Origin of the sequence: Fusibacter sp. A1 (genome assembly GCF_004125825.1) — a bacterium.
GTDB lineage: Bacteria > Bacillota > Clostridia > Peptostreptococcales > Acidaminobacteraceae > QQWI01.
Genome location: NZ_QQWI01000009.1, coordinates 146,082 through 172,608 on the forward strand (window position 1 = coordinate 146,082; position 26,527 = coordinate 172,608).

Annotated in this window: 19 protein-coding genes; 2 read left to right on the forward strand and 17 right to left on the reverse strand. The window is 47.1% G+C overall.

The features are described from left to right. Positions 1 to 257: 257 nt before the first annotated feature. A complete protein-coding gene (locus DWB64_RS13970; RefSeq protein ID WP_129488868.1) occupies positions 258 to 863 on the forward strand; it encodes a superoxide dismutase in 606 nt (201 codons plus the stop codon). A gap of 67 nt (positions 864 to 930) precedes the next feature. Here DWB64_RS13970 and DWB64_RS13975 read toward each other — a convergent pair whose 3' ends face one another. The 14 genes from DWB64_RS13975 to ftsE all read right to left on the reverse strand — a co-directional run bounded on the left by DWB64_RS13975 (position 931) and on the right by ftsE (position 19,764). Further along, the gene (locus tag DWB64_RS13975) at positions 931 to 1,908 is read right to left on the reverse strand and encodes an aromatic acid exporter family protein (RefSeq protein WP_129488869.1); all 978 of its coding nucleotides are present in this window, start codon (positions 1,906 to 1,908) and stop codon (positions 931 to 933) included. A gap of 17 nt (positions 1,909 to 1,925) precedes the next feature. Continuing rightward, positions 1,926 to 2,705 carry a GNAT family N-acetyltransferase gene (locus DWB64_RS13980; RefSeq protein ID WP_164980423.1) on the reverse strand — a complete coding sequence of 260 codons (780 nt, stop codon included), beginning with the start codon at positions 2,703 to 2,705 and terminating at the stop codon, positions 1,926 to 1,928. A 136-nt stretch (positions 2,706 to 2,841) separates the two neighbouring features. Beyond that, entirely contained in the window at positions 2,842 to 4,629 is a 1,788-nt protein-coding gene (locus DWB64_RS13985; protein WP_129488871.1) for an NADH-dependent [FeFe] hydrogenase, group A6, read from the reverse strand. 327 nt (positions 4,630 to 4,956) lie between these two features. After that, positions 4,957 to 5,883, reverse strand: coding sequence for an HPr(Ser) kinase/phosphatase (gene hprK, locus DWB64_RS13990; RefSeq protein WP_129488872.1), 927 nt, complete (start codon positions 5,881 to 5,883; stop codon positions 4,957 to 4,959). Then, positions 5,884 to 7,731, reverse strand: coding sequence for an excinuclease ABC subunit UvrC (gene uvrC / locus DWB64_RS13995; protein ID WP_129488873.1), 1,848 nt, complete (start codon positions 7,729 to 7,731; stop codon positions 5,884 to 5,886). It lies immediately after the preceding gene. A gap of 104 nt (positions 7,732 to 7,835) precedes the next feature. After that, positions 7,836 to 10,658, reverse strand: coding sequence for an excinuclease ABC subunit UvrA (gene uvrA, locus DWB64_RS14000; RefSeq protein ID WP_129488874.1), 2,823 nt, complete (start codon positions 10,656 to 10,658; stop codon positions 7,836 to 7,838). 9 nt (positions 10,659 to 10,667) lie between these two features. Continuing rightward, positions 10,668 to 12,656, reverse strand: a complete 1,989-nt coding sequence (uvrB, locus tag DWB64_RS14005; protein WP_129488875.1) for an excinuclease ABC subunit UvrB — start codon at positions 12,654 to 12,656, stop codon at positions 10,668 to 10,670. 145 nt (positions 12,657 to 12,801) lie between these two features. Further along, on the reverse strand, positions 12,802 to 13,926 hold the full coding sequence (locus DWB64_RS14010) for an AI-2E family transporter (protein ID WP_164980424.1): 1,125 nt from the start codon (positions 13,924 to 13,926) through the stop codon (positions 12,802 to 12,804). 75 nt (positions 13,927 to 14,001) lie between these two features. After that, on the reverse strand, positions 14,002 to 14,982 hold the full coding sequence (gene glpX / locus DWB64_RS14015) for a class II fructose-bisphosphatase (RefSeq protein WP_129488877.1): 981 nt from the start codon (positions 14,980 to 14,982) through the stop codon (positions 14,002 to 14,004). 77 nt (positions 14,983 to 15,059) lie between these two features. Then, on the reverse strand, positions 15,060 to 15,611 hold the full coding sequence (locus DWB64_RS14020) for a GNAT family N-acetyltransferase (protein WP_129488878.1): 552 nt from the start codon (positions 15,609 to 15,611) through the stop codon (positions 15,060 to 15,062). Between the two features lie 200 nt (positions 15,612 to 15,811). After that, positions 15,812 to 17,017, reverse strand: coding sequence for a S41 family peptidase (locus DWB64_RS14025; RefSeq protein WP_129488879.1), 1,206 nt, complete (start codon positions 17,015 to 17,017; stop codon positions 15,812 to 15,814). 19 nt (positions 17,018 to 17,036) lie between these two features. Further along, complete coding sequence (locus DWB64_RS14030) at positions 17,037 to 18,182, reverse strand: murein hydrolase activator EnvC (protein ID WP_129488880.1); 1,146 nt, start codon at positions 18,180 to 18,182, stop codon at positions 17,037 to 17,039. A gap of 9 nt (positions 18,183 to 18,191) precedes the next feature. Continuing rightward, positions 18,192 to 19,088: a permease-like cell division protein FtsX gene (gene ftsX, locus DWB64_RS14035; RefSeq protein ID WP_129488881.1), complete on the reverse strand. Its 897-nt coding sequence runs from the start codon at positions 19,086 to 19,088 to the stop codon at positions 18,192 to 18,194. After that, positions 19,078 to 19,764, reverse strand: coding sequence for a cell division ATP-binding protein FtsE (gene ftsE / locus DWB64_RS14040; protein WP_129488882.1), 687 nt, complete (start codon positions 19,762 to 19,764; stop codon positions 19,078 to 19,080). Before ftsE ends, ftsX begins: the two co-directional genes overlap by 11 nt. Before the next feature lie 128 nt (positions 19,765 to 19,892). Between ftsE and DWB64_RS14045 the strand changes: the two genes are divergently transcribed. After that, entirely contained in the window at positions 19,893 to 20,462 is a 570-nt protein-coding gene (locus DWB64_RS14045; protein ID WP_129488883.1) for a 5-formyltetrahydrofolate cyclo-ligase, read from the forward strand. Between the two features lie 107 nt (positions 20,463 to 20,569). Here the strand turns inward: DWB64_RS14045 and metH are convergent, their stop codons facing one another. The 3 genes from metH to DWB64_RS14060 form a co-directional block, all read right to left on the reverse strand. After that, positions 20,570 to 24,199, reverse strand: a complete 3,630-nt coding sequence (metH, locus tag DWB64_RS14050; RefSeq protein ID WP_129488884.1) for a methionine synthase — start codon at positions 24,197 to 24,199, stop codon at positions 20,570 to 20,572. A 164-nt stretch (positions 24,200 to 24,363) separates the two neighbouring features. Then, positions 24,364 to 25,746 (reverse strand): HAMP domain-containing sensor histidine kinase, encoded by a 1,383-nt coding sequence (locus tag DWB64_RS14055; RefSeq protein ID WP_129488885.1) that lies wholly within the window; start codon positions 25,744 to 25,746, stop codon positions 24,364 to 24,366. Next, positions 25,746 to 26,435 carry a response regulator transcription factor gene (locus DWB64_RS14060; protein ID WP_129488886.1) on the reverse strand — a complete coding sequence of 230 codons (690 nt, stop codon included), beginning with the start codon at positions 26,433 to 26,435 and terminating at the stop codon, positions 25,746 to 25,748. The genes DWB64_RS14055 and DWB64_RS14060 overlap by 1 nt, the downstream gene beginning before the upstream one ends. Positions 26,436 to 26,527 lie beyond the last annotated feature (92 nt).

Here is a 26,527-nt window from a genome sequence, read left to right on the forward strand (position 1 = left end):
TCAGTTAGAAACGATAAGAATTTGCTAAAGCCGTGCACATGATTAAGCATTCAAGATTTATTATACCACACTGCTAGGAGACGTATAAGCCTAACAATCCCTATCGTTCGAAAAGTCTGAATATAGCACATTTTCAAACTTCTTAATATTTCGTAACACTTGTAAATGATATTGATAATCAATAGCGATGATGATATACTTTCATTAGTAGATAGGCAGCAATGGCTATAGAATAAGGACTCACAAGGAGGTACACCATGACACATCAATTACCTAAATTAAAATACAGCTATGACGCTCTCGAACCACATATCGATGCAAGAACCATGGAAATTCACCATTCGAAACATCATCAGGGTTACATAAACAATTTGAACGCAGCACTCGAGTCGTTGGATGACTTAAAGGAAATGCCCGTTGCCGATTTGCTTAAGCATTTGGAAATCGTTCCACAAGAGAAATACTGGACGGTTAGAAACAATGCGGGTGGTCACTTCAACCACAGCCTTTTCTGGGACGCCATGTCTCCAAATGGACAAGCTAAACCATCAGGCGAACTGTATTCTACGATTGTGGCAGTTTTCGGAAGCTTTGAAGCTTTTCAGGCGGCCTTCGAAAAAGCGGCGCTGGGCCAGTTCGGTAGCGGTTGGGCGTGGCTGATTAAGACTTCGGACGGCAACTTAGAGGTCGTCGGTACTCCCAATCAGGACAATCCAATCTCAGACGGACATCTACCCTTACTTGGAATCGATGTATGGGAACATGCCTATTACCTAAACTACCAAAACAGAAGAGCTGACTACGTAAAGGCCTTCTGGTCGCTAGTGGACTGGAATGTGGTGGAAAACAGGTTTAACTTTTAGGAGTATATACAATTAGGATGATAAGTAAAAACTAGGTCTCATTTAATGAGCACCTAGTTTTTTTCTGTTATGCGTCGCAATACTTGATATCTCCGTATTCCTCCATAAACTCGACCTTGATCTGTATCATGGTCTGCAGCTCATTGATGAATAGGAACAACCTCGCCCTGTCTTCAAACGCCTGCCTGGTCTGAGGAAGCTCGCCAAATCGATATTTGTCGAGTAGGACTTCAAGCTGCTCTAAAAGCTCCTTTCCTGTGTTGCATTCCCTGATTCCAGATGCCACGAGTTCGGTAAAAGCGCTCACATCCTTTGCCGCATCCTGGGTTAGAATCACGCCGTCTATATGCAATGACATGGCTTTGAGTCTATCATACTGTCGTTTGCGCATGACCATGTATTCCACATAGTAGCTGTTGTCGATAAAAAAGTAGTTGTTCATGTACTGGTAGGCATAGGACTTACCTTCCCTAAGGGACTGCCTCAGTTCTTGCAGCGAATTTTCCCCGGCACTTAAGTCACAGGCGTTTTTCAGTTCAAGCGCGAAGACCTGAAGCACTTTCTTTATCTTTTCTTCGATTTCGAGCTGACTGGTCCTTACCTTGTTTTCCTTGCTTGGTATGTGCATGTTCAAAAGCAGTCCGCTTGCTATCCCTATCCCCATCAGGGCGAATTCGTTGACCAGCGCGTGGGCTGTTATCTCACCATAACTCAAAAGATGCGTAACAAGGACGATGTTGGTCATGGTCCCTTCATTCAGCTTAAGCGAATTGACGATCGGAATAAAGAGCATCAGGAAAATACCGAGCGTGTAGATATGGAATCCGAAAATCCAGAATGCCGACACTGCGATCGACAAACCGATGACCGCTGACAATGCGCGTTTTCCGGCAACAATCCACGTTTGACGCTTGGTATCCAAAATGCTCAGTATGGCGATCAAACCAGCCGATACCGGAAAATCAAGACCGAGCATGGTGGCAACATAGATGGCCATCACAACACCGATACTTGATTTAAGCGTACGAAGCCCTAAAAATTTCATAAATAATCCTCTCCAGTCTATTCGTCAAAGAACATCACCGCATAGTCGGCGACAAAGACGAAGCCGATTTTTTCGTATAAGCGACCTGCCGCAGGGTTGTCGTAACGTAGAACCGGTGTCTTACCTGCACTGATGATGTCTTTGCAAAGCTGCACCGAAATCGCCTGCGCACAGTGGTTTCTCCGATACTCAGGCAGCGTGGCTATACCAACAAGGGTGCCGTAGATCGGATGTGAAGATGTCCACTCGCCTGCGGCCACGACTTTCCCGTCCATCTTGGCCACATATCCCTTAAGCAGTTTAAGATCAAACAACATGCGCTGTTTTTCATCCTCGGGATCTATTTTCAACTCGAACGCGTCATTCTGAACGAGTATCTTTCCTGCGATATCTTCAAGCTGGAGCGGTTGGATCGGACACGAATCGACCGCTCCAAGTTCGTTCAGATGGTCAAGACGCATCAGATGCGTGATCCACACCCGTTGATGCTCCATCTTTTCAGCTAATCCTGTGATGAGGTGGCAAGGTCCTGTGATCGCCCTTAGCTTGCGTCCTATCAAAAGACTTAAAAGCGGGTCATGATCCATTCCTTCCCTCTCAAACACATACGCGACTCCCTCGTAGATCGAGCAAGCTCCTGTAAGCCTTCCGCCCGCACTTCGCACCCATGTCGTGATACTCTGATTGAGAAATCCATGGGTGATAAGCAGCGAGGTGAAATTCACATTGAGCTCAGGGGAACCATATAAAAACTTGGCCAAATCGCCATATTCTTCTTTTGTGACCAAATGGTACATACCTACCTCCATCGTCTCTTAGTAACTTCATCATAGCAGATTGCCAAACCGTACTCAACACCCTAGGCCCTAATGGCTATACGACAAAATATAAAAATCCCCATTCCAGTTATATGGAATGGGGACTTTGTCGGTCTTACCTGTTTTCTTCGCAGTCACAACCGCATACGTTGGCATCAATGGGGTACTTGTCCCTTCGATAATAATGCGTATGAAGCAGTTCATGCGATTTGTGGCTATTCGGTTTTTCAAGGAAGTTCTCATAGAGCTTCATCAATGTTTCATTCTTATGGGATTTTCTTTGCGGCATGATCAGGTCTTCCTCGTAAAGCGCTTTCGCACGCTCTGACTTGACATCGATCATCTCCTTGACCTTGGCGCTAACTTGAGGTTGTCCCCCACCGGTCACACAACCACCTTCGCAACCCATCACCTCGATGAAGTGCAAGTCGGATTTTTCACCGGATTTTATTTTTTCAAGAAGCCTTCTGGCATTTCCTGTGCCGTGCACAACAGCAGCCTTGACGTCGAGATCGCCGATTCTAACGGTTGCTTCCTTGTAACCTTCCGTACCACGCACGTCATGATACTCGATTTCGTTTAAATCCTCTCCAGTGAGCACGTCCGCTACGGTTCTGAGCGCAGCTTCCATCACGCCGCCCGTGGCTCCAAAGATTACAGCGGCTCCTGTGTACTCGCCAAGAGTAGGATCGAAATCCGAATCGGGAAGATTTACAAAGTCCATGCGGGACTGTTTTATCATTTTACCCAGTTCGCGTGTCGTCAATACCGCATCGACGTCCCTATTTCCGTCCACTACCATCTCAGGCCTTGCGGCTTCAGACTTCTTGGAGGTACAAGGCATTATTGAAACAACAAACATCTTTTTAGGATCGATTCCGATCTTATCCGCGTAATAGGTCTTAAGCAGGGCGCCGAACATCTGATGAGGTGATTTACATGTGGACAAGTGATCAAGCATCTCTGGATAATAGAACTCGCAGAACCTGATCCAGCCTGGAGAACACGAGGTGATCATCGGTAATGTTCCGCCTGTTTTTATTCTTGTCAAAAGTTCCGTGCCTTCTTCAAGGATGGTAAGGTCCGCGGCGAAGTTGGTGTCGAACACATTGTCAAAACCCAACCGTTTGAGCGCAGTGACCATTCTACCAGTCACCCTTGTGCCGATCGGAAGCCCGAAAGACTCACCGAGTCCTGCACGAACAGCAGGCGCTGTCTGGGCGATCACATAAGTATCCGGATCTTCAATCGCATCCCAAACACGTTCGATATCCGTTTTCTCTCTTAGTGCCGCTACCGGGCATACGTTGATACATTGACCGCAGTAGATACACGGTACATCTTTTAGCGACTTGTCAAACGCAGGGGCAATGATTGTTTCATGCCCGCGATTGGTAAATTCAAGAATACCTATCGTCTGCACATCCTTACAAGTGTTGACACAACGACCACATAGGATGCATTTACTTGAGTCCCTAACGATAGACGGCGACAGATCGTCGATTTTGTACGCTTTCTTTTCGCCATGAAAAACAACATCTTCTAGACCGAGTTCTTCAGTAAGCGTTTGCAACTCACATGTGCCATTACGATAACACGACAGACATTCTCTGTTGTGGCTTGCCAAGATCAGTTCCACCGTGTCTTTGATCGCTTCACGGACCTTTTTGGTATTCGTCTTCACCTGCATGCCTTCCCTAACGGGTGTCACGCAAGAAGTCTGGAGCGTTCTAGCTCCTTCGATTTCCACTAGACATACCCTACATGCCCCTACTTCGTTTACGTCTTTCATGTAGCAAAGTGTTGGAATGTCAAATCCCGCTTGTCTTGCTGCGTGAAGAACCGTTGCGTCCGACGGTACTTCAACAGACAGTCCATTGACCGTCAACTTCACCTTTTCCACTGTAAACACCTCTCCCTCTGGTAGTTCTGATACGCTGCTTTCGTTTCTATTTGTTCGAATAGTCAGTATATTCAGAAGATTAATTATATTTTAACATATTTTTTTTTAACCTGTACTTTAAATATTTTTTAACAATCCCCTTCAACCGTAGATATATCTAGCACTTTAGCTAAAACCGTGAATTTCCAACGACTTCAAGGAAACGTTTTCATAAAACTTTATCGTGAAAATTATTCTCTTCTTTGAAAAATCTTTAGCAAAGTTTCACATAAAAAAAGTGGCCAAATGGCCACTCCGGTTGTCCTTCAATTTATTATGCCGCAATACTTACTTGGCAGTGTGCAGTTCACGCAGCTTGGCATCCAGTTCCGCAGCCGCATTGAACCCCATTCGTTTCAGCGAATGGTTTCTTGCAGCGGCCTCTAGGATGACAGCCAAGTTTCTACCCGGCTTGACAGGCAAGGTGATTTTTGGAACGTCGATGTCCAAAATCTGCATGAATTTCTCGTCAAGACCTAACCTGTCGTAATCCGATTGCGCCGACCATTCTTCAATCTGAACGATCAGGTCGATGTTCATGTTATCCTTTACAGAGCCTATACCGTACAACTTAGACATATCGACAATGCCTATACCCCTAATCTCCATAAAGTTCTTAATCAGGTCAGGTGATTTTCCGTTGAGCGTGTTGTCGCTCACCTTATGGATTTCGATTGCGTCATCAGCTACAAAACGGTGTCCACGCTTTACAAGCTCAAGAGCGGTTTCTGACTTACCGACCCCGCTTTTCCCCAGTATGAGGGTTCCGACTCCGTTAATGTCGATCAATACGCCGTGGATCGTCGTCGACTCAGCCAGCTTGTTGTCGATATATTTGAGAAGATCCGACACGAAGTTCGTCGTGATTCTAGGAGTCGTGAAAATCGGTATGTTGTACTGGTCTCCAAGTTCGATGAACTCACTCTGTACCGGAAGGTTTCTTGAGAAAATGATTCCCGGCACACCGAATTTCATGATGTCCTCCACCACATTCCTTCTTCTCTGATCGTCAAGCTGTTCGATATATTTCCACTCCACCATACCTACGATCTGTAGTCTTTCATTGGCGAAAGAGTCAAGAAATCCTGTCAGCTGAAGACCGATTCTATTAAGCTCAGGTGAGGTCACCTTGATCTCTCTTGTCGACGCATGATTGAGTTGTTCCAGTTTGAAGTCTTTGATAAGTTCATCCAGACTAACATATTTTTGATCCATTTACTGCTTTCCTCCGTTAAAATAATCGATGATTGCGAGCGCGGTCTTGTCAATGATACCTTCCACTGCGATGAGTTCCTCATAGGAAGCGGTTTTAATCTTGTCTATCGTCTTAAAATGCTTCAGGAGCGCTTGTTTTCTTTTGGGCCCGACGCCTTCGATATCGTCCAGCACCGACTGCGACATGGCTTTGTCACGTAGACTTCTATGGTAGCTGATGGCAAACCTATGCACTTCTTCTTGAATGCCTGCGATCAGGCGGTACAGATCGCTATGTTTATCCAGTATATAAGTCTCTCCGTTATAATACAAGGCATTCGTCCTATGTTTTTCATTCTTTACCATTCCAACGACAGGGATATCCACCTTCATGGCATTCATCACTTCAAGCACCGAACTCACATGCCCTTTGCCACCGTCTATGAGCAGCACATCGGGTAGCTTGTCGAACTTGTGATGACTTGACGCACCGTCTTTTTGCTCGTCAAGTCCCCGTTTAAATCGTCTGTAGAGAACCTCCATCATGCTTCCGTAATCATTGGGTCCTTCAATAGTTTTTACCTTAAACCTGCGGTAGTCGCTTTTCTTCTTGTCGCCTTTTTCATAAACCACCATGGAGCCTACGGAAAAGACGCCCATGATATTGGATATGTCATACGCTTCCAGCCTTAAGGGCATCGCACCCAGTCCGAGAAGGTTCCTCATTTCAGTAAGGACCTTCAACTGTGCCAGTTCCTTGACCTTGATGTTTTCGTAGTGCTTTTCAAGATACTCTTTGGCATTGGTCGTCACAAGATCGACCAGCTGCTTTTTTTCTCCCTTTTGTGGAGTGAGAACATATAGCCTTTTTCCAGACTTTTGACTCAGCCACTCCTCATACACCTTGTGGTCCGCTATGGGCTCTGGCAAAAGAAGCTCTTTTGGAATGAAAGCCGTTCCGCCGTAAAACTGTAGGATGAACTGCTCAAGCAGCTGTGAGGACGTCTCGAACTGAACATCGTCGAACATGAACCTCTCCCTATTGAGCAGGAGTCCTCCCCTAACGAAGAAGACCATGATACACGCCTTGTCGTCCACTTTCGCGATTGAAATCACATCCTGGTCGATTCCGCTTGTCTGTGTCACCTTTTGCTTTATGGTCAGCTGGGTCAGTATCTTAAGTTGGTTTCTCAACTGGGCCGCTTTTTCAAACTGGAGTTTGTTAGCGGCAGACAGCATTTCGCTTTCTATCTTTTTGAGCAGTTCGGTTTCCTTTCCTGTCAAAAATAGTTTGATATCCTCCACAAGTTTTCCGTACTCTTCCTTTTGAACGTTCCCTTTACATGGTCCCAGACATTGCTTGATATGATAGTTGAGACAGGGTCGTTGATTCTTCTTTGTCATGTCCCGGTTGCACTGCCTGATTGGAAACACCTTTTGAATGACGTCTATCGTCTGGTTCACATCGTAATCGCTCGTATAGGGACCGAAGTATTTGGCCTTGTCCTTTTTGATGGCTCTTACTTTGATTACTCTTGGATAATCTTCAGCGGTGATCTTGATATATGGATATGCCTTGTCATCCTTCAGGCGTATGTTGAACCTTGGCTTGTATTTCTTGATAAGATTCGATTCGAGTATGAGCGCCTCGACTTCGGAATCGGTGATGATGTACTCATACTCATCGATATTCACCACCAGCGTCTGGGTTTTGGGCATATGGCTGCTGAATCCCCTAAAGTAGGAGGAGACCCTATTTTTAAGATTTTTCGCCTTGCCCACATAGATGATGTTTCCTTCTTTGTCTTTCATCATATACACGCCAGGAAGCTGTGGTAGCATTTTAAGTTGTTCACTAAAGTCTTTCATCGTCCGCACCTTTCCTCTTAGCATAAGTATAACCCATAGTGAAGGTAAATAAAAAGCCAGGAATTATAATCCTGGCTTTAAATCGTCGACAAAGCCCGACTTATTTATTTGAGTAAGGCTTTTAAGAAGTAACCTGTGTGGGATTGATCAAACGCGCTTATTTCTTCAGGTGTTCCTGTTGCGATGATTCGACCACCCTTGTCGCCGCCCTCCGGACCGATATCGATGACGTAGTCGGCCGATTTGATCACATCCAGATTATGTTCGATCACGACGACTGTGTTTCCGCCTTCGACGAGACGGTCCAGAACGTGGATCAGATTATGGACATCGGCCATATGAAGACCGGTCGTAGGTTCGTCAAGGATATACAGGGTCTTGCCTGTGCTTCTTTTGCTCAGTTCTGTCGCAAGCTTGATACGCTGCGCTTCACCTCCGGATAGCTGGGTGGATGGCTGACCTAGACGGATATAACCTAGTCCTACATCATTCAGAGTCTCCATCTTCCTTCTTATCTTGGGTACGTTCTCAAAGAAGGTAAGGCTTTCTTCCACGGTCATCTCCAAAACGTCCGCAATGTTCTTACCCTTATATTTAACCTGAAGCGTCTCCCTGTTGTAGCGTTTGCCTTTACATACGTCGCAAGGCACATAGACATCGGGTAGGAAGTGCATCTCTATCTTTAAGATTCCGTCGCCCTTGCAGGCCTCGCATCTTCCACCTTTGACATTAAAGCTGAATCGCCCTTTGGCATAACCCCTGATTTTGGCTTCCGGCACTGCGGTATAGATGTCTCTGATAAAGTCGAACACACCTGTGTACGTCGCAGGATTCGATCTTGGTGTCCGTCCAATAGGTGACTGGTCGATATCGATTACTTTATCGATATGCTCAAGTCCCTTAATGCTATCGTGTTTGCCAGGTTTCACGCGCGTTCTGTAAAGACTTGAGGCAGCACCCTTATAGAGTATCTCATTGATCAGAGAACTCTTCCCCGAGCCTGATACACCCGTCACAGCGGTGAAGGTCGCTAGCGGGAATGTGGCATGCACACCTTTAAGGTTGTTCTCACGCGCCCCGAGCACCTCGATAGCGAGTCCGTTTCCTTTTCTTCTTTTATCAGGTACGTGGATAAACTTCTTGCCGGAGATATATTGGCCGGTTATGGAGTTCTCATTCGCAAGGATTTCTTCGAAGGTTCCTTCGGCGATGATCTCACCACCGTGTTCTCCGGCTCCAGGACCGATATCTATCACATAATCCGCACGCCTGATGGTGTCCTCGTCATGTTCTACAACGATCAGCGTGTTTCCCACATCCGTCAGTTCTCGAAGTGTCTTTAAGAGCTTCTCATTGTCTCTTTGATGAAGTCCGATGCTGGGTTCGTCCAAAATGTAAAGTACGCCGCATAGTCCAGACCCGATTTGTGTCGCAAGCCTAATACGCTGCGATTCGCCCCCGGAAAGCGTGCCTGAAGCACGTGAGAGGTTCAGGTAGCTGAGACCGACGTTCATCAAAAAATTGAGTCTTGCGAAAATTTCCTTCAGGATGAGTTCAGCGATCATCGTTTTGGTCGGATCAAGTTCTAAGTTTTCAAAAAAATCAAGGCAGGCTTCGACAGATAGGGCGGTCACCTCAGAAATATTAAGCCCGCCAACCGTCACAGCCAGTGTTTCCTTTTTCAACCTATGGCCCTGGCAGGCCTCACACGGATTCAGGCTCATGTACTCTTCGATCTTGCCTCGCATATAGTCCGAGTTGGTCTCCTTGTAGCGGCGCTCAAGATTGTTGACCACGCCTTCAAAAGGTGCCTTATAGGTTCTCACACCGCCAAACTTGCTCTCGTAGGTGAACTCGATTTCTCTGCCGTCGGTACCGAACAAGAGCTCATGCCTAAGCGAATCCGGCAATTTATCGTAGGGTTTATCCAGGGAACCCTTATGGTGCTTTACTAGGCTTTCGATCAGCTGCTGATAATAGGTGCCGTCTCCGCTGTTTGCAAAAGGTGCGATGGCGCCATCGTTTATGCTCAGCTTCCTATCCGGTACTACAAGGTCCGGATCCACGCTTAAAAGGTGTCCAAGACCCTTGCACTGGGTACACGCGCCGTAAGGTGAGTTGAAGGAAAACATCCTCGGTTCCATCTCATCGATACCGACTCCATGTTCAGAGCAGGCGAACCTAGTGTTGAAGGTGTGGTCCACGCTGTCGATCTCGTTGATGATCAATAGCCCGTCAGATTCCCTTAAGGCAGTCTCCACCGAGTCAGACAGCCTTTTTTCAATGCCTTCCTTGATGATCAGCCTGTCGATCACGATTTCGATCGTATGCTTTCTGGTCTTGTTGAGGCTGATGTCACTGTCGATCTCCATGATCTCGCCGTTGATGCGTACACGGACGTAGCCTTCTTTTCTGATGCGTTCGAGTTCCTTTTTGTGTTCTCCTTTTTTTCCTCTGACAATCGGAGCGATCACCTGAATTTTCGTACGTTCAGGCATCGCCATGATCCTGTCCACGATCTGGTCTACGGACTGTTGCTCGATCACCTGATGACAGATCGGACAGTGCGGCGTTCCCACTCTCGCAAATAGGAGTCTGAAGTAATCGTAGATTTCTGTTACGGTACCTACTGTGGATCTTGGGTTCTTACTGGTCGTCTTCTGATCGATGGAGATCGCAGGTGACAATCCTTCGATGGACTCCACATCCGGTTTTTCCATTTGTCCTAAGAACTGTCTTGCATAGGCGGAAAGACTCTCCACATATCTTCTTTGCCCTTCGGCGTAGATGGTGTCAAAAGCCAATGAAGATTTTCCAGAACCGCTCAGCCCCGTAATGACGACGAGTTCGTTTCTCGGTATCTTCACATTGATGTTCTTCAGGTTATGCTCTTTGGCACCCCGTACTTCAATATATTGTTTAATCATGTCTAACCTCTAGCTTTCAAGCATGTCTTTTAAGTCGTTTATCTCATCGCGGAGCTCGGCTGCTCGTTCAAACTCCAGCGCTTTTGAAGCGTTCATCATCTCATCGGTCAAGTGCCTGATCATCGTTTCAATCTCATCTTTCGGTATCGTCATATGACCTGTGGCATGCCCGATGTCGTAGGTGATGTCGCCTTCTGAAGCTTTGGTGGCTTCTATCACCGCGCGCACGTTCTTCTTGATCGACTTCGGTTCGATGCCGTTTTCCTGATTGTAGCGGGCTTGTCTGATCCGTCTTCTCTCGGTTTCAGTAAGGGCCAGGTTCATGGAATTGGTGATCTTGTCCGCGTACATGATGACGCGACCGTTGAGATGTCTGGCCGCCCGTCCGATCGTCTGGACAAGGCTGGTCTCTGACCGCAGGAATCCTTCCTTGTCGGCATCAAGGATAGCCACAAGAGAAACCTCAGGTAGGTCAAGCCCCTCTCTTAAGAGGTTGATCCCGACAAGCACGTCAAATACACCAAGTCTGAGATCCCTGATGATTTCCATCCGTTCCATCGTATCGATGTCGGAATGCATGTATCTTACTTTCACGTCAAGTCCCTTGAGATAGTCCGTAAGGTCCTCGGCCATCCTTTTGGTGAGTGTGGTCACCAGCACACGTTCCTTTTTAGAAACCCTATCGGTGATCTCGCTGAACAGATCATCGATCTGACCTTCGACAGGTCTTACTTCCACTGGAGGATCCAGCAGTCCTGTAGGTCTGATGACTTGCTCGACGATCAGCTGGGAGTGTTCCTTCTCATATACCGACGGAGTCGCGCTGACGTAGAGGACCTTGTCGAGAAGACTGTCGAACTCGTCAAAATTCAGGGGCCTGTTGTCCATAGCAGACGGCAGTCTGAATCCGTAATCGACCAGATTGCGCTTTCTTGACTGGTCGCCTCCAAACATCCCTCTGATTTGCGGGACGGATACATGCGACTCGTCGATCACCACTAAAAAATCATCCGGGAAATAGTCGATGAGCGTATAGGGTCTGCTGCCGGGAGGCCTTAAGGACATGACCCTCGAATAGTTCTCTATTCCTTGGCAGAAGCCTACTTCTCTTAGCATTTCAATGTCATATCGTGTTCGCTGCTCGATACGCTGCGCCTCAATCAGTTTTCCTTCATTCTTGAAAAAGGCGATCTGTTCCTCGAGCTCCCTTTCTATTTCGCCGATGGCGACTTCTATCTTGTCCTTAGGGGTGACATAGTGCGATGCGGGAAAGAAGATAGCATGGTTCCTAACCCCTAATATCTCACCTGTCAAGGCGTTCACTTCTACGATCCGCTCGATTTCATCGCCAAACATTTCAATCCTGATCGCCTTATCAAAGGAGGCAGCAGGCATGATCTCGATCACATCGCCTCTGACCCTGAACGTCGAGCGGGTGAAGTTGATGTCGTTTCTCACATACTGGATATCCACAAGCTTGGTCAATATCTCGTCTCTTGTCTTGATCATTCCGGGTCGAAGCGATAGGACCATGCTGTTGTAGTCGATCGGGTTACCGAGTCCGTAGATGCACGATACCGACGCGACGATGATCACATCTTTTCTTTCAAAAAGACTTGCTGTGGCAGAGTGCCGAAGCTTGTCGATTTCCTCGTTGATCGCAGAATCCTTTTCAATGAAGGTATCCGACGCCGCGACGTAAGCCTCGGGCTGATAATAGTCATAATAGCTTACGAAATACTCGACGGCATTATCCGGGAAGAACTCCCTGAATTCACTGCATAGCTGGGCTGCGAGTGTCTTGTTATGGGCGATCACCAAGGTTGGAACCTTAAGTTCCTGTATCACATTCGCAACAGAAAATGTCTTACCAGATCCTGTGACGCCAAGTAGGGTCTGCTTTTTGTTTCCTGACTTAAATCCATTGATAAGTCCGTCTATTGCTACAGGCTGGTCTCCTGTCGGTGCAAAATCCGAAACTAATTTAAACGTATCCATTGTTTCACCTCTTAACCTACAGAACGTTTGTTCGCTTATATAATTTTATCGTTCTTGATATCATATGTCAATTACAATAGTTTATTATACCCTGATTTATCTGGAAACAAGCAAAAGCCGTCCCAAACGGAACGGCTTTAGATGTTTACAGGTTGTTTATATCCTGCTGACTGATTTTTCTTGTAACATATTTTTCGTTTAGCTTGCGGACAACAGCAAGCATGGGTACGCCGAGCAGCATTCCCATCACACCGAACAGACCGCCGCCTACGATGATGGCGATAATGATCCAGAACGGCGACATGCCTACGCTGTCTCCAAGTATTTTAGGTCCGATGATGTATCCGTCAAGCTGTTGCAGCAAGAGAACGAAGATCGCCACCCAAAGTGCCTGGATCGGAGAATGGAACAAGGTGAGTATGATCGCAGGTACCGCACCGATGAAGGGTCCGAAAAACGGAATCATATTGGTGAGTCCTATGATGAAGGACAAGAGCACTGCATATTTAACACCGAGTATGGTCAGTCCGGCAAAACAGATCATGCCGATAATCAGTGAATCGATGGTTTTTCCTATCAGGTATTTGCTCAAAACAGAATCGATTTCCCGTCCGAGTTCGATGAGACTCTCCGCTCTTCTTGGTCCAAGGTAGGCCCTCATCATCCGTTTGCTCTCCTTGTTGAAGTTCTCCTTATCCTTAAGCAGGTACACAGAGATCACAAGCCCCATGATGAATTTGAAAACACCGGAGGTGAAATCGAAGATCGCCTGTCCAAGACCCAGGGCGAAGGTCTGCAGATTGTCCGCCAAGGACTGCAGCTGTTCCTGAAAGTCGAAATTTGAAAAGCTTTCCAGACTGAGGTTATACGTATTGGCCAGTTTCTCGAGGCTCTGAATGTCGACCAGGCGCTTCTGATACCAAAGCGTCGCTGTTTCTGCATAGGACGGAAACTCTTTAACGATTTCAAACACACTGTTTACAATCCTTGGTATGATGATGGTCAAGACTCCCGTCAGGAGGAAGATCACCAAAAGATAGACGCAAAGGATCGCCACTGTGCGCTTCATCTTAAAATGCTTTTCAAAAACCTTCATCATCGGATTCAGAAGATAGGCGATGATGGCCGCCCATATGATCGGAACCAGTATGGACACGATAAATGAGATGCCGTTTAAAAGCACATCGATCTGGTTGATGAATTTGTATGCGATAAAGGCTAGGATTACAGCTGGCAACACGCTTATATAAGGAAAATTTTTAGCATTCAAGACAATCGCCTCCTATGTTAGATGATATCATCTATACTATACCAAAGAATCACCGGGTTTTGTCTTAAAAAATGATTAGATGTTCTCGATTTGCGCATATTCCGGTTTTTTATCCAATTTATGATGTGCTTCTACGTATCTTACCGTGCCTGTTTTGCCACGGATCACAAGCGAGTGAGAGATCGCCTTGTTGTCTCCCTGATAGTGGATTCCTCTGACCATCTGGCAGTCGGATATTCCTGTGGCGCAGAAGTAGATGTCATCGCTGGATACGAGCTCGTCCATCGTAAGAACCACATCGTAGGGAGCATCCATCTCTACGCAGCGTTTTCTTTCTTCGTCGTTCATCGGCGTCAGCCTTCCTTCGCAGTAACCACCTAGGGCTTTAATCGCCGCAGCTGCGACAACCCCTTCCGGTGCGCCTCCGTTGGCGATCATCATATCCACGTTCTGATCGTCAAAACATGTCGCCAGTGCGGCTGCGACATCGCCATCCTTAAACAGCTTCACCCGACAACCTAAGTTTCTGCACGCCTCTATGATGTAGTCGCTTCGTTCCCTATCGATCGTCGAGACGACCATGTCTTCAATCGCTTTTCCCTTGGCTTTGGCAAGGTTTTTGATGTTTTCCTCAACCGTCAGATTAAGACTGCATACGCCGATCCCCTCACGACCCACAGCCAACTTGTCCATGTACATGTCAGGAGCTTTGAGCAGTTTCCCTCTAGGTGCGAGTGCGACTACCGCTATCGAGTCATCCAGACCTTTTGCAAGGGCTGAGGTTCCGTCAATCGGGTCCACTGCGATATCCACTTGTGGAAAATCCATATCCGATCGCCCGATCTTCTCACCGATGTAAAGCATCGGTGCTTCATCGAGCTCACCTTCTCCGATTACCACTTCTCCGTCGATATGAAGTGTATCGAACATTTTTCTCATACTGTCCACTGCCGCCCCGTCAGCCGCATTTTTGTCCCCACGACCCAAATAGCGTGCTGCTGCAAGCGCTGCTGCCTCTGTAACCCTCACAAGGTTAATTGCTAAATCACGATCCATCTTATCCTCCTCATTAAAATGAAACAACTACAAAATAAAAACACCTGAAGAGAACTCCAAATGTTTTAATCACTCATTTAATATTCTTTAATGATATTGTCGAAAACAAACTCATGCTCTGTGATAAACGTATCCAGATCCTGCCATGAGATGTTGAGCTTGATGATATCCTTATTGTCCATCCTATCGAGTCTAGCGTCCATTTCGACACCTTTGAACTTTTTATAATACTCGGTTGACGGGTTATCCCTGTGCACCCACACTCTCATCTGATCCAGGTGGTTCTTTCTGAAGAACTTGGCGCAAGCCACAAGTAGCGCGCTACCATAGCCATTGTGCTGATGCTTGTCAGCGACGTAATGGGCGATGATCTCTCCGTAACTTTCACCTGCCTTCGATTTATGGATCTGAGGCACTGCGAAACCGATGATTCCGCCTGTTTTTTCCTCGATTACATAAACGATGCTGCCTTCATTGATATACTTGAGCCAGAATTTCTTTCTGTTTTCATAGCTCAGCTTCTCTAAGAATTCAGGAGATACGAAGTCTCCATAAAAATCTGTCCAGACATCATAGTGTACTCGTGCGATATCGTTGGTATCGTATATATTCGCTTTACGGATAATCATACTGTCGTCCTTTCATAGGTGCTCACTGCAAATTCATTATTTGCTCTCATAATATTGTATCACAATTTACCTAATGCTTTATTCATACCCAATTTTCCGGTCTTATTCATGAAAAAAAGAAGACGCCGAAATAACGCCTCCTCACAGTATACTGACTAAGTAGCCTTAGGTAAAGAATTCTTACTAAATCTTAATGATTATTATATTTGATCCAAGAGAATGCGAATCGCTTCTTGCAGTTGCACATCCGTCTCATCGTCTTTGGCATCGTAATCTTCAGCCTGTTCAAGGATGATATTCGGCTCAATTCCTGTGCCGTGGATATAGTCGCCGTTGGGCGTGAAGTACTGCGCTATGGTAAGCTTGATGCCGTCGCCGTCCCTAAGTGGTCTGACCGTCTGCACCAGTCCTTTTCCGAATGTCTGGGTTCCGATCACGGTTCCAGACTCAGAATCCTTGATCGCTCCAGTCAATATCTCAGATGCTGACGCGCTTCCGCCGTTGACGAGTACCGTGATCGGCAGATCGATCTTGCCGCTGTCAGATTCGAACGAGTCTTCCTGTCCCTTGTTGTCTTTGGTCGATACGATCACCTGTTCACCTAAGATATAGTCCGCAATCTTTATGACTTCGGACAAGCTTCCACCAGGATTGTTTCTGAGGTCGATCACAAGTCCTCTGATGTTTTGTGATTCCAAGGCTTTATAATGATTCACAAATTCTGTGAAGACCTTTTCGTCAAAAGAAGTGATTCTTAGGTAGCCGATAGGATCTTCTGTATCGAGCATTCTTGACTTCACTGATTTGATGACAATCTGCGCTCTAGTGATCGGCACATCGAAAGTTTCTGTGCCTTCACGGTAGATGGTCAATATGACATCTGTCCCAGGCACGCCCTTCATTCTCTTGATAGCGGCATCCATGGTCTCGGCGAAAACTTCCACTCCGTCCACCTTCAAGATCTTATCTCCGGTGATCAGACCCGCCGCTTCACCCGGCGTATCCTCTATAGGGGATACGACAGTGATGTAATTGTCTTTTCCAGGTTCAACGACGATTCCTATTCCACCGTAGCTTCCAGAGGTGGATTCATTGAAGGCCTTAAACTCGTCGACCGTGAAATAAACTGAATACGGATCATCGAGGGCGCTGAAGATTCCGTCGATCACGCCTTCTTCAAAATCGATATCCTGCGTACTCAGATAGTAGTTGCTCTCGATATAAGCCTTTAGCTGTTCGGCTTTCGCATACCTGTCCTGGACCGCCTTGAGTTCTTCAAGTTCGCTGGTCAGAACGACTTTTCGCTCACCCATGCTGAACTGGGCATAAAGTGTCAACACGCTTGATGTGACCATTGCGGCCACGATCACCGTGATCAGTAATACAACTCTTAGACTCTTCTTCAAGTGAAATTCTCCTTTATATCTAATTGCTTGGGTTGGTCACATAATCGTAAGGATCGACATAGTCCCCTGCCACCCTGACTTCAAAGTGCAGATGGTTTCCCGTCGACCTGCCGGTGCTTCCTACTTTTGCAATAGCATCGCCTTTTTTGACTTCCGTTCCAGGGCTTACAAGCAAGGCGCTGTTGTGACCGTATAGGGTTATTATTCCGCCGCCATGGTCGATCATCACGGCCATGCCGTAACTTCCGAGCCAGTCGGAATAAATGACCTGTCCTGACTGGGCGGCATAGACAGCCGCTCCTTTTGGAGCCCTGACATCGATCCCGGTGTGCAGCTTAAGCGTCAGTAAGATCGGATGCATACGCTCGCCGAATGGCGAACTGATGCTTGTATGGCTCAAGTCGAGCGGCCACATCATCTTTCCGCCGACGTATTTCTTTCTGAGCTCCAGGTCCTTAAGAATGCTCGTGATCTTGTCGGCATCCTTGTTCAGTTCGTTAAGCTGGTTTGACAGGGCCTTATGGTCTTGCTGCAGAAGCACCTTCTTCTCTTCGAGCACATTCACGGACGCCTGCAGTTTAACCTTTTCAAGCTGAACCTCTACTTTGTCCGCCTCAAGCTTGAGCCGGTAGTTTTCAAGCTCCTCTTTTCTTTGAACGACGAACTCCCTCGCCTCGATCAGCGCCAGGAGCGTTTCCTGGTCGTAATCGAGAAGCATCTGGATCTTATCGACGCGAGTGAGCAGATCGGTAAAGTCCGCAGCGCCAAGCATCACTTCCAAATAACCGAAGTTACCTGATTTATACATCGTCCTCAACCGTTTTTCCATTCGGTCGTTCTGAAACTGCACTTCTTTTTCGGCTTCGATCAGTTCGACTTCCTTCACTTCAATCGCCAGTTTGGTATCGACGATATCGGATTCGAGAACGACGATTTTCGCCTCTCTGTCTCTTATTTCACGTTCGAGCGCACTTACCTCACGCTCAATGTCAGTCTGCTGCCCTTCATTTCTATCGAGCGATTCAACACCCTCATTCAGTCGCTTTTTAATGTCATCGAGCTCCTGCTGGTTCTTATTGATCTGATCATCGATCGAGTTTGCAAAGGAGTTCACACCCGCAAACAGCAGTGCGACGACCAGCGCTATGATTATCGACTTTTTCATCGCATCCTCCTACACATTCAGATGTTTACGCATGGCGTTCATCGATCCGAGCGCTCCGATCCCCATACCAAGGACCGCAAAGATCACGAACAAGTCCTCAAGAACCGCTTCCGCAGGAACAAAATGCGATGCGATCAGCGTATAGAACTCGGTGGTGAAATAATTGTACATATAACTGTAGATGATGAAGATGATGCCGCCCGAAATCGCAGCGCCTATCAGGCCGAGTATCGTTCCTTCAAGCAGGAAGGGCCATCTGATGAACCAGTTGGTAGCTCCCACGTACTTCATGATGTTGATTTCACGCTTTCTCGCGTTTACCGCGAGCTTGATCGTATTGGTGATGATGAAGGTCGAAATCGCAAGTAGTGCGAGTATCAGCCCGAATCCGATATTCCTGATAAATTCCGATACGCTAAGCACCTTGTCGATGATGTCCTTGTAGAACTTGACTTCTTCCACTCCATCGAAATCCATGATGATCTCCACCACAGAGTCCGTATACTCGATATCCTTAAGTGTCACGACATAGCCGTTTGGCAGCGGATTGTTGTTAAGTCCGTCCAAAAGGTATCCCTGGTCGCCCCACTCCTCACGCCACTGGTTCAGGGCTTCTTCTTTGGACTTATAGGAAACCTCTTTCACGCCAATGATGCTTGACAGGTCCTGACCTGTTTTTTTTATGTCGTTGTCGCTCAGTTCATCCTTCAGATAGACGGTTATCTCGTCAAACTGATCCTGCGCGCCCTCTACAAAGCTGTTGATGTTGATGATCAGGATAAAGATCAGTCCCAGAATCAAAAGGGTCGCCATCACAGAAGAAATGGAAGCGACGCTCATCAAACGGTTTCTCCACAGGTTTTTAAAGGCTTCTCTAAAACTAAAGCTGATGCTCCTAAATTTCATGACCGTAGCCCCCCTTATGGTTGTCTCTTACCAGATTGCCTTTATCAAGGGTGATCACTCGTTTTTGCATCGTATCTACAATTTCCTTATCGTGGGTCGCCATGACAATCGTAGTCCCTCTGCGATTGATCTGCCTGAGCAGCTTCATGATTTCCCATGACGTATCCGGATCCAGGTTTCCTGTGGGCTCGTCAGCGATCAGAAGAGGCGGGTTGTTGATCATGGCCCTTGCGATGGACACTCGCTGCTGTTCTCCACCTGAGAGCTGATTTGGGTAGTGCTTCGCCTTATCTGAAAGTCCGACCATACTTAAGATCATAGGAACATGTCTTCTGATTTCCCTTGGCTTCTCGCCAAGGATCTCCATCGCATAGGCGACGTTTTCATAGACCGTCTTGTTGGGAAGCAGTCTAAAATCCTGGAAAACGACCCCCATCTTTCTTCTTAAAAACGGGATACGCCTTCTATGGAGCTTTGTCACATCTTCTCCATCAAGCATCAGTTTGCCTGAAGAAGGCTCTTCTTCTTTCAATAGCATTTTCATAAATGTGGATTTTCCCGCGCCGCTCTGACCTACTAAAAAGACAAACTCGCCCTTTTCAATATCTATGCTTACGTGATTCAAAGCCACCACGCCGTTCGGATATAGTTTCGATACATCTATCAATCTTATCAAGGTATCACTCCTGTATTCTCAAATTCTTGGGTTACTCTATTTATTATACTCGCAACACTTGCTATAATGAAGGAAAATTAAGCAATTTGTCATGGAAAAGAGATATTAGTTTTCTAGGAGGAGCAAATATGAAATCTAACTTACGAAAAGAGATGATCCAAAAAAGAAACCTCCTGAGCCATGAGGAGGTAGTCGATAAGAGCCGGTGCATCTGCGAGTCGGTGATCCGAAGCGAATGGTATAAGCATGCGGACACGGTCATGCTCTATATGGATTACAAGAATGAGGTGAGAACCGAATACCTCATCGAGCACGCGCTTGTCCACCGAAAACGCGTAGTTCTGCCGGTTGTTGATTTCACTACCCATACCCTCACACTCGTCGAAATCCATTCCTTGACGTCTGACATGCGCCTTAGCAGCTATGGAATCCTAGAGCCCATCGTCACCGAAGAGAGCGTCAGAAGCATCGACGACATCGACCTGATCCTGTCACCTGGAGTCGCATTCGACTTAAAGGGCTACCGACTAGGTTATGGCGGCGGTTTCTACGACAAGCTCCTAGAGACGGCCGATAGGTCCAAGCTAAGAGTCATGGCTCTGGCCTTTGACATGCAGGTCATCGATCAGGTCCCTGTCGAATCCTACGACAAACCCATCGACGCCATCGCCACAGAATCCAACCTAACCTTCTTCTAACAAAAAGGTCCCTGCCACCGGCAGGGACCTTCTCTTTTATCTTATCTTCAATCTTCAATCTTCAATCACTGATCGCTAGTCATTAATCACCAATCACCACTCAACCCTCAAAAAAACCCCCCAAGCAACCTCTTCATCATTTCCAGGCTAACCTCTTTTCTATGCGCATAAGCCTGCACCTGATCCTGGCCGAGCTTGCTGATGTTAAAGTAGTTGGCCTGAGGATGTGCGAAGATCAGACCGCATACGCTTGCCACAGGCTGCATCATATATGAGCTGGTCAGTGTCATACCAGTATGTCTCTTCACATCGAGTAGTTCGAACAGTTGCTCCTTCTCCGAATGGTCCGGAAGCGATGGGTAACCTATCGCAGGTCTGATACTTCTGTACTTGCCCCTAAAGAGGTCTTCTGCAGATAGTGCTTCATCCACTGCAAAGCCCCAATGTTTTTTTCTGATATCAAGGTGTAGACGTTCAGCAAAACTCTCCGCGATCCTGTCAGCGAGCATCTTGGTCATGATCGCCCTGTATTCGTCCCCTACGGACTTGCATTCCCGATAGACCTCGTCAAATCCGTAGCCTGCGGTCACAGCGAACATCCCGACATAATCCACGATTCCAGAACTCTCGGGAGCGATATAATCCGTAAGCGACTTATGCTCAGAACCGACTTCCTGCTGCCTGAAGATATTGAACTGGGTGATCTGTTCTCCACTGGCATCCTTTATGATGAGTTTTCCTTCACTACTGCTACAAGGAGCGATGCTGAACACTCCTCTTGTTACCAGCCGCTCGTCGTTTTCGAACTCATCGAGCATGTTGTTGGCATCTGTGAACAGCTTCATCGCTTCATGCCCATAATGGTCGTCTGTTAAGATGTCCGGATACTTCTTGCGCATACCCCAAGAGGTGAAAAAGAAGGTCCAGTCGATGGTTTCACGAAGCTCTTTGATGGAATAGCTCACCGCACTCACTTCACTTACTTTGGGTACCGGTGGTATGAATCCCTCATAATCCATCAGAAACGCATCTTCAAGGGTCTTCTCATACGACGCTAGGGGACGCTTGATCTCCGAATAGGTCTGTCTTAGGGTCTCGTACTGCAGATGAAGTTCCTGTGCGAAAAGATCACGCCGATCGCTGATCAGTTCTTTTGCATATGCCACCGTTTTGGAGGCGTCTGTCGCATGGTACACGTATTTGGGATACTCCGGTTCGAGTCTCACCGCAGTATGAACTTTTGATGTCGTGGCGCCACCGATAATGATCGGTAGGTCCATGTTGTGCCTTCTGACTTCCGAGATGATATGGCGCATTTCATCAAGGCTTGGAGTGATCAGTCCGCTAAGTCCGATGATATCGACCTTATGCTCCAATGCCGCTTCGACGATCGCTTCTGCCGAAACCATGATGCCAAGATCGATCACCTCAAAATTGTTGCATGCCAGTATGACACCTACGATATTCTTTCCGATGTCGTGCACGTCGCCCTTGACCGTCGCAAGCAAGACCTTACCGGCTTTACGCGCCCCTTCGCTTTGCTGACTTTCCTCGATGTAGGGCTGTAGGATGGATACGGCTTGCTTCATGACACGCGCCGTCTTCACCACTTGCGGGAGAAACATTTTACCTTCTCCGAAGCGCTCACCGACCACACGCATTCCAGACATGAGCGGACCCTCGATGATATCAAGCGGAGAATCCACCGCCGCCAGGAGTTCGTGTAGGTCCTCGTCCAAATATTGAGTGACACCCTTGATCAGGCTATGCTTCAGCCGCTCTTCAACGGTTTCTTCCCGCCAGCCTAATCTTGCCGACTCATCACCCGATTTAGCGTCTTCCTTATGGTTTTGAGCCCACTCAAGCAGTTTTTCAAATGCTCCCTTGCTCCGATTGAGCACCACATCCTCGACCATCTCGATAAGATTCTTTTCAATCTCGTCATAGGGCTCGAGCATCCCAGGATTCACAATTCCCATATCCATTCCGGCATTCACCGCATGATAGAGAAAGACAGCGTGCATGGCTTCCCTGACATGGTTTAGTCCCCTGAACGAGAAGGACAGGTTGCTGACCCCTCCGCTCACCTTGGCTCCATAAAGATTCTCCTTGATCCATCTTGTCGCTTCGATATAGTCCACCGCATAATTGTCATGTTCTTCGATGCCTGTGGCTATGGCGAGGATATTGGGGTCGAAGATGATCGCCTTTGGATCAAATCCAACTTTTTCAGTCAGTATCTCATAGGCTCTGGCGCATACCTCAATTTTTCTCTTATAGGAGTCCGCTTGGCCTTTTTCATCAAATGCCATCACGACAACAGCTGCATTGAACTGCCTGATTATGCTCGCCTGAGCGATAAACTCGGCCTCACCGTTTTTTAGACTGATCGAATTCACAATCGACCTTCCCTGTATCGCCTTAAGCCCTGCTTCAAGCACTTCCCATTTCGAAGAGTCTATCATCACAGGTACTTTGGCTATTTCAGGCTCACTCGTGATAAGCCTTAAGAAATGGACCATTTCTTCCTTGGCGTCCAGCATCGCATCGTCAAAGTTGATGTCGATGACCTGAGCCCCGTTCTCCACTTGCTCCCTTGCGACATCCAGTGCCTCCGTATATTTCTTTTCGCGGATCAGTCTGGCGAATTTTTTTGATCCTGCGACATTGGTTCTTTCACCCACGTTCACATAATTTCTGCTGGGATCCACGACTACCGTCTCAAGACCGGCTAGGATCAGCGGCTCATCCAGCTTTTCAGGCACTCTTGGACGCTCGTCTCTGACAAGGTCCGCGATCGCCTCGATATGGCTAGGTGTCGTGCCACAGCATCCCCCTACCATGTTCAGCGCCTGCTCGCCGACCAGCTCCTTTAAAAACTCTACCGTGGTTTCTGGAAGCTCGTCATAGGCACCGAACTGATTCGGAAGTCCGGCGTTTGGATAGACACTGATGTACTTTTCAGTGGTTCGGGCAAGTTCCTTGATATATGGGACCAGTTCCTTGGCTCCAAAAGAGCAGTTTAGTCCTAAAGCGACGACTCTGGGATGATCCAGTGATTTGAAAAATGCCTCCATGGTCTGACCGGTCAGGCTCCTGCCGCTCTTGTCCGTCAAGGTGCCCGACAAGAGGACTGGTAGATCCAGTTTTTTTGCAGACAAAGCGTTCTCTATCGCTACCAGTGCCGCACGCGCGTTCAGGGAGTCGAAGACGGTTTCTATCAAAAATGCGTCCACACCTCCGTCGATAAGGGCCAATGCCTGCTCTTCATATGCGCTGACCATCTCATCAAAATCTATGGACCTGAATCCGGGATCCTCCACTTTGGGCGAGATCGAAAGCGTCTTATTTGTCGGCCCAATGGCTCCTGCAACAAACAGAGGCCTGTCCGTATCGATGGATTCAGCGGCCTTTCTGGCGACTCTCACAGCCTGAACGTTGATCTCATAGACATCGTGCTCCAGATGATAATCCGCCTGCGAGATCCGATTCGCATTGAAGGTGTTGGTCTCCACGATGTCGGCGCCTGCCTTGTAATAGGCTCTGTGGATCGCTTCTATCACATCGGGTCTGGTTTTTACAAGGACGTCGTGGTTTCCTTTGAGTGGCACTTCATGGTCCTCATATGCTACTTTTCGATAATCTTCTTCCTGTAAATTGTACTGCTGAATCATCGTACCCATCGCACCATCTAGCACGACAATCTTTTCTTTGAACAACTCTAAGAAACGCTTCATGAAATCACCAACCTATCCGAATTTATACTTTGTCGGGGCCTGCACAAGGTCTGGCCCCGACACTATTAACAATCAGTATACTTAAATTCAAAGGCAGATGCTACAAAATAATTGGTCTTCTTTAGGTATATCAGTCCGATACCAAAAAACCGATAAAACAAGAATCAGAAGGACTCTTGTTTTATCGGTTCCTTATTTAATGAAATCAGCCATCTGACCCCACTTGTATATGTCTCATCCCATGTGAGCGTTCCACACAGCCTATCAACAAGTCTCTTTACGATCGTGAGTCCCAGGCCTGTTCCCGCACCTTTGGATCTGGCTTCGTCGCCGATGACAAAAGGCTTGAACAAGTCCGATTTTATGCTATCTGGAATACCGGGACCCTCGTCCTGCACCATGATCTCAACCGTCTCGTCGAGCTCAGTAAGCTCGACCGTGATGGTCCCGCCGTCGCTTGAATACCTGATCGCATTGGAGATAAGATTCGAGATCAGCCGCTTGAAAAGGGACACGTCGAATACCGCATGGCACTCGTCGTCTGGAAGCAACACTTCAATCTGCTTTTGGCTCCCTTCGATATCGGGATAATACTGGATAAGGGTGTTTCTCAAGACACCGGCAACATCGTGCGATCGGTTTTCGACCGCCAGCTGCTCGCTGTCGTATTTTGCAAAGTCGAACAGGTCGTTGACCAGATCGTTCGCAAGCATGGCGTTGCTATGAATCACGTTGACCGCATTCTTCTTCATCTGCGGCGACAAGGAATGTTCGTTGATCAGGGTTTCTGCATAACCGGCAATATTCGTAAGCGGCGTTCTGATGTCGTGGGACATGCTCAGCACCATCCGCTTGCGTTCAGTCTCGGCTTCTTGCAGCTGACTGACCTGCTTATTGATCGTTTGCCCCATGTCTATGATCGATATCTTCAGAACTTCAAGTTCGTTTGAAGATGAGAATGGAATCTCAGAGACGTCTGTTCCGGCAGATATCCCTTCTACCGCTTCTTTCATCAGCAGGATCGGATGGACGAAATGCAACTTCAAGTAATACGTCAACAGCAGCATCAGTACCGCTGTCACCGCGATGAAAACGATGAAATGGTAGATGATGATGTCGATGATAAAGGGCGGAGCGATCAGGTCCGGTCCATAAACCACGAACAGGTCGTCCTTATCCTTGAATGGATGGTAGGTGATAAACTCGGTATAATTCTTGAACAAGTCATCGTATTCCTTTTGAGAATACTGGTATCCGAACGCATGAGGACTCCCAGCTTCGTCCTTGACCCTCTTATCCTCGTTTAGAAACTCGATATATTCCACAAGTCCGTTCGTATTGCGAAGAGCGACATCCATCCCCTCATCGATGTAGTCCTTGAGTATCGTATCCATATTGTAGCCCTTATGGGTATAGATCCTTTGGTCGATGATGTTGACGACAGACACGACCATGATGACAAGCGTTAAAAGTACTGCCACCATCAAGCCCAAAACATATCCTGTCAAATTCGTTGCAATTCGAGTTTTAAACCGTTCTTTAAGCATTATAATTGCTCCATCCTATATCCCAGTCCCTTGATCGTGACAATATAATTCGGTTTTTTTGGGTTCTCTTCTATTTTTTCCCTTAACTGACTGATGTGAACCATGATGGTGTTCGAATCGGTCAAATAGTCCTCATCCCACACCTGCTTGTAGATCTGCTCTTTCGTAAAGATCCTGCCGGGTGACGACATCAGCATTTCCATCAGTTTAAAGGCTTTTGGATTGAGTTGTATCTCTTTTCCTTCTTTGAATAGCAGATAGGACTCAGGATGCAATGTGAAGCAACCGTTCTGATAGGTTACTTGCTCTTTGGGCATTTGGTAATCTGTATACCTTCTCATGCTCGCCTTCACCCTGTAAACAAGCTCAACGGCGCTAAAAGGCTTTTCTATATAGTCGTCGGCACCGTGTCCGAAGGCTTCCACTTTCGCAGATTCCTCAGTCCTGGCCGTCAAAAACAAGACAGGAGCAACGGAGTGTTTTCGAATACGCTTGAGAATTTCCACACCGTTCATATAGGGGAGCATGTAATCCAATAGGAACATGTCGTATTCCGTTTCCCGACTCATGTTCACCGCATCAGCTCCATCAAATGCCTGATCGATGACAAATCCTGCCTTCTCTAAATGCATTTTCACAAGTTCATTGATGTCTTTTTCATCTTCAACCACTAAAATTCGATAACTCATATAATCACCTTCCAGAGTCAGTATAACACTTGTTGAAGGCGATTGACAATTGGATACTGCACCTATGCGTCAAATAAAAGCCCCCCTGCTGA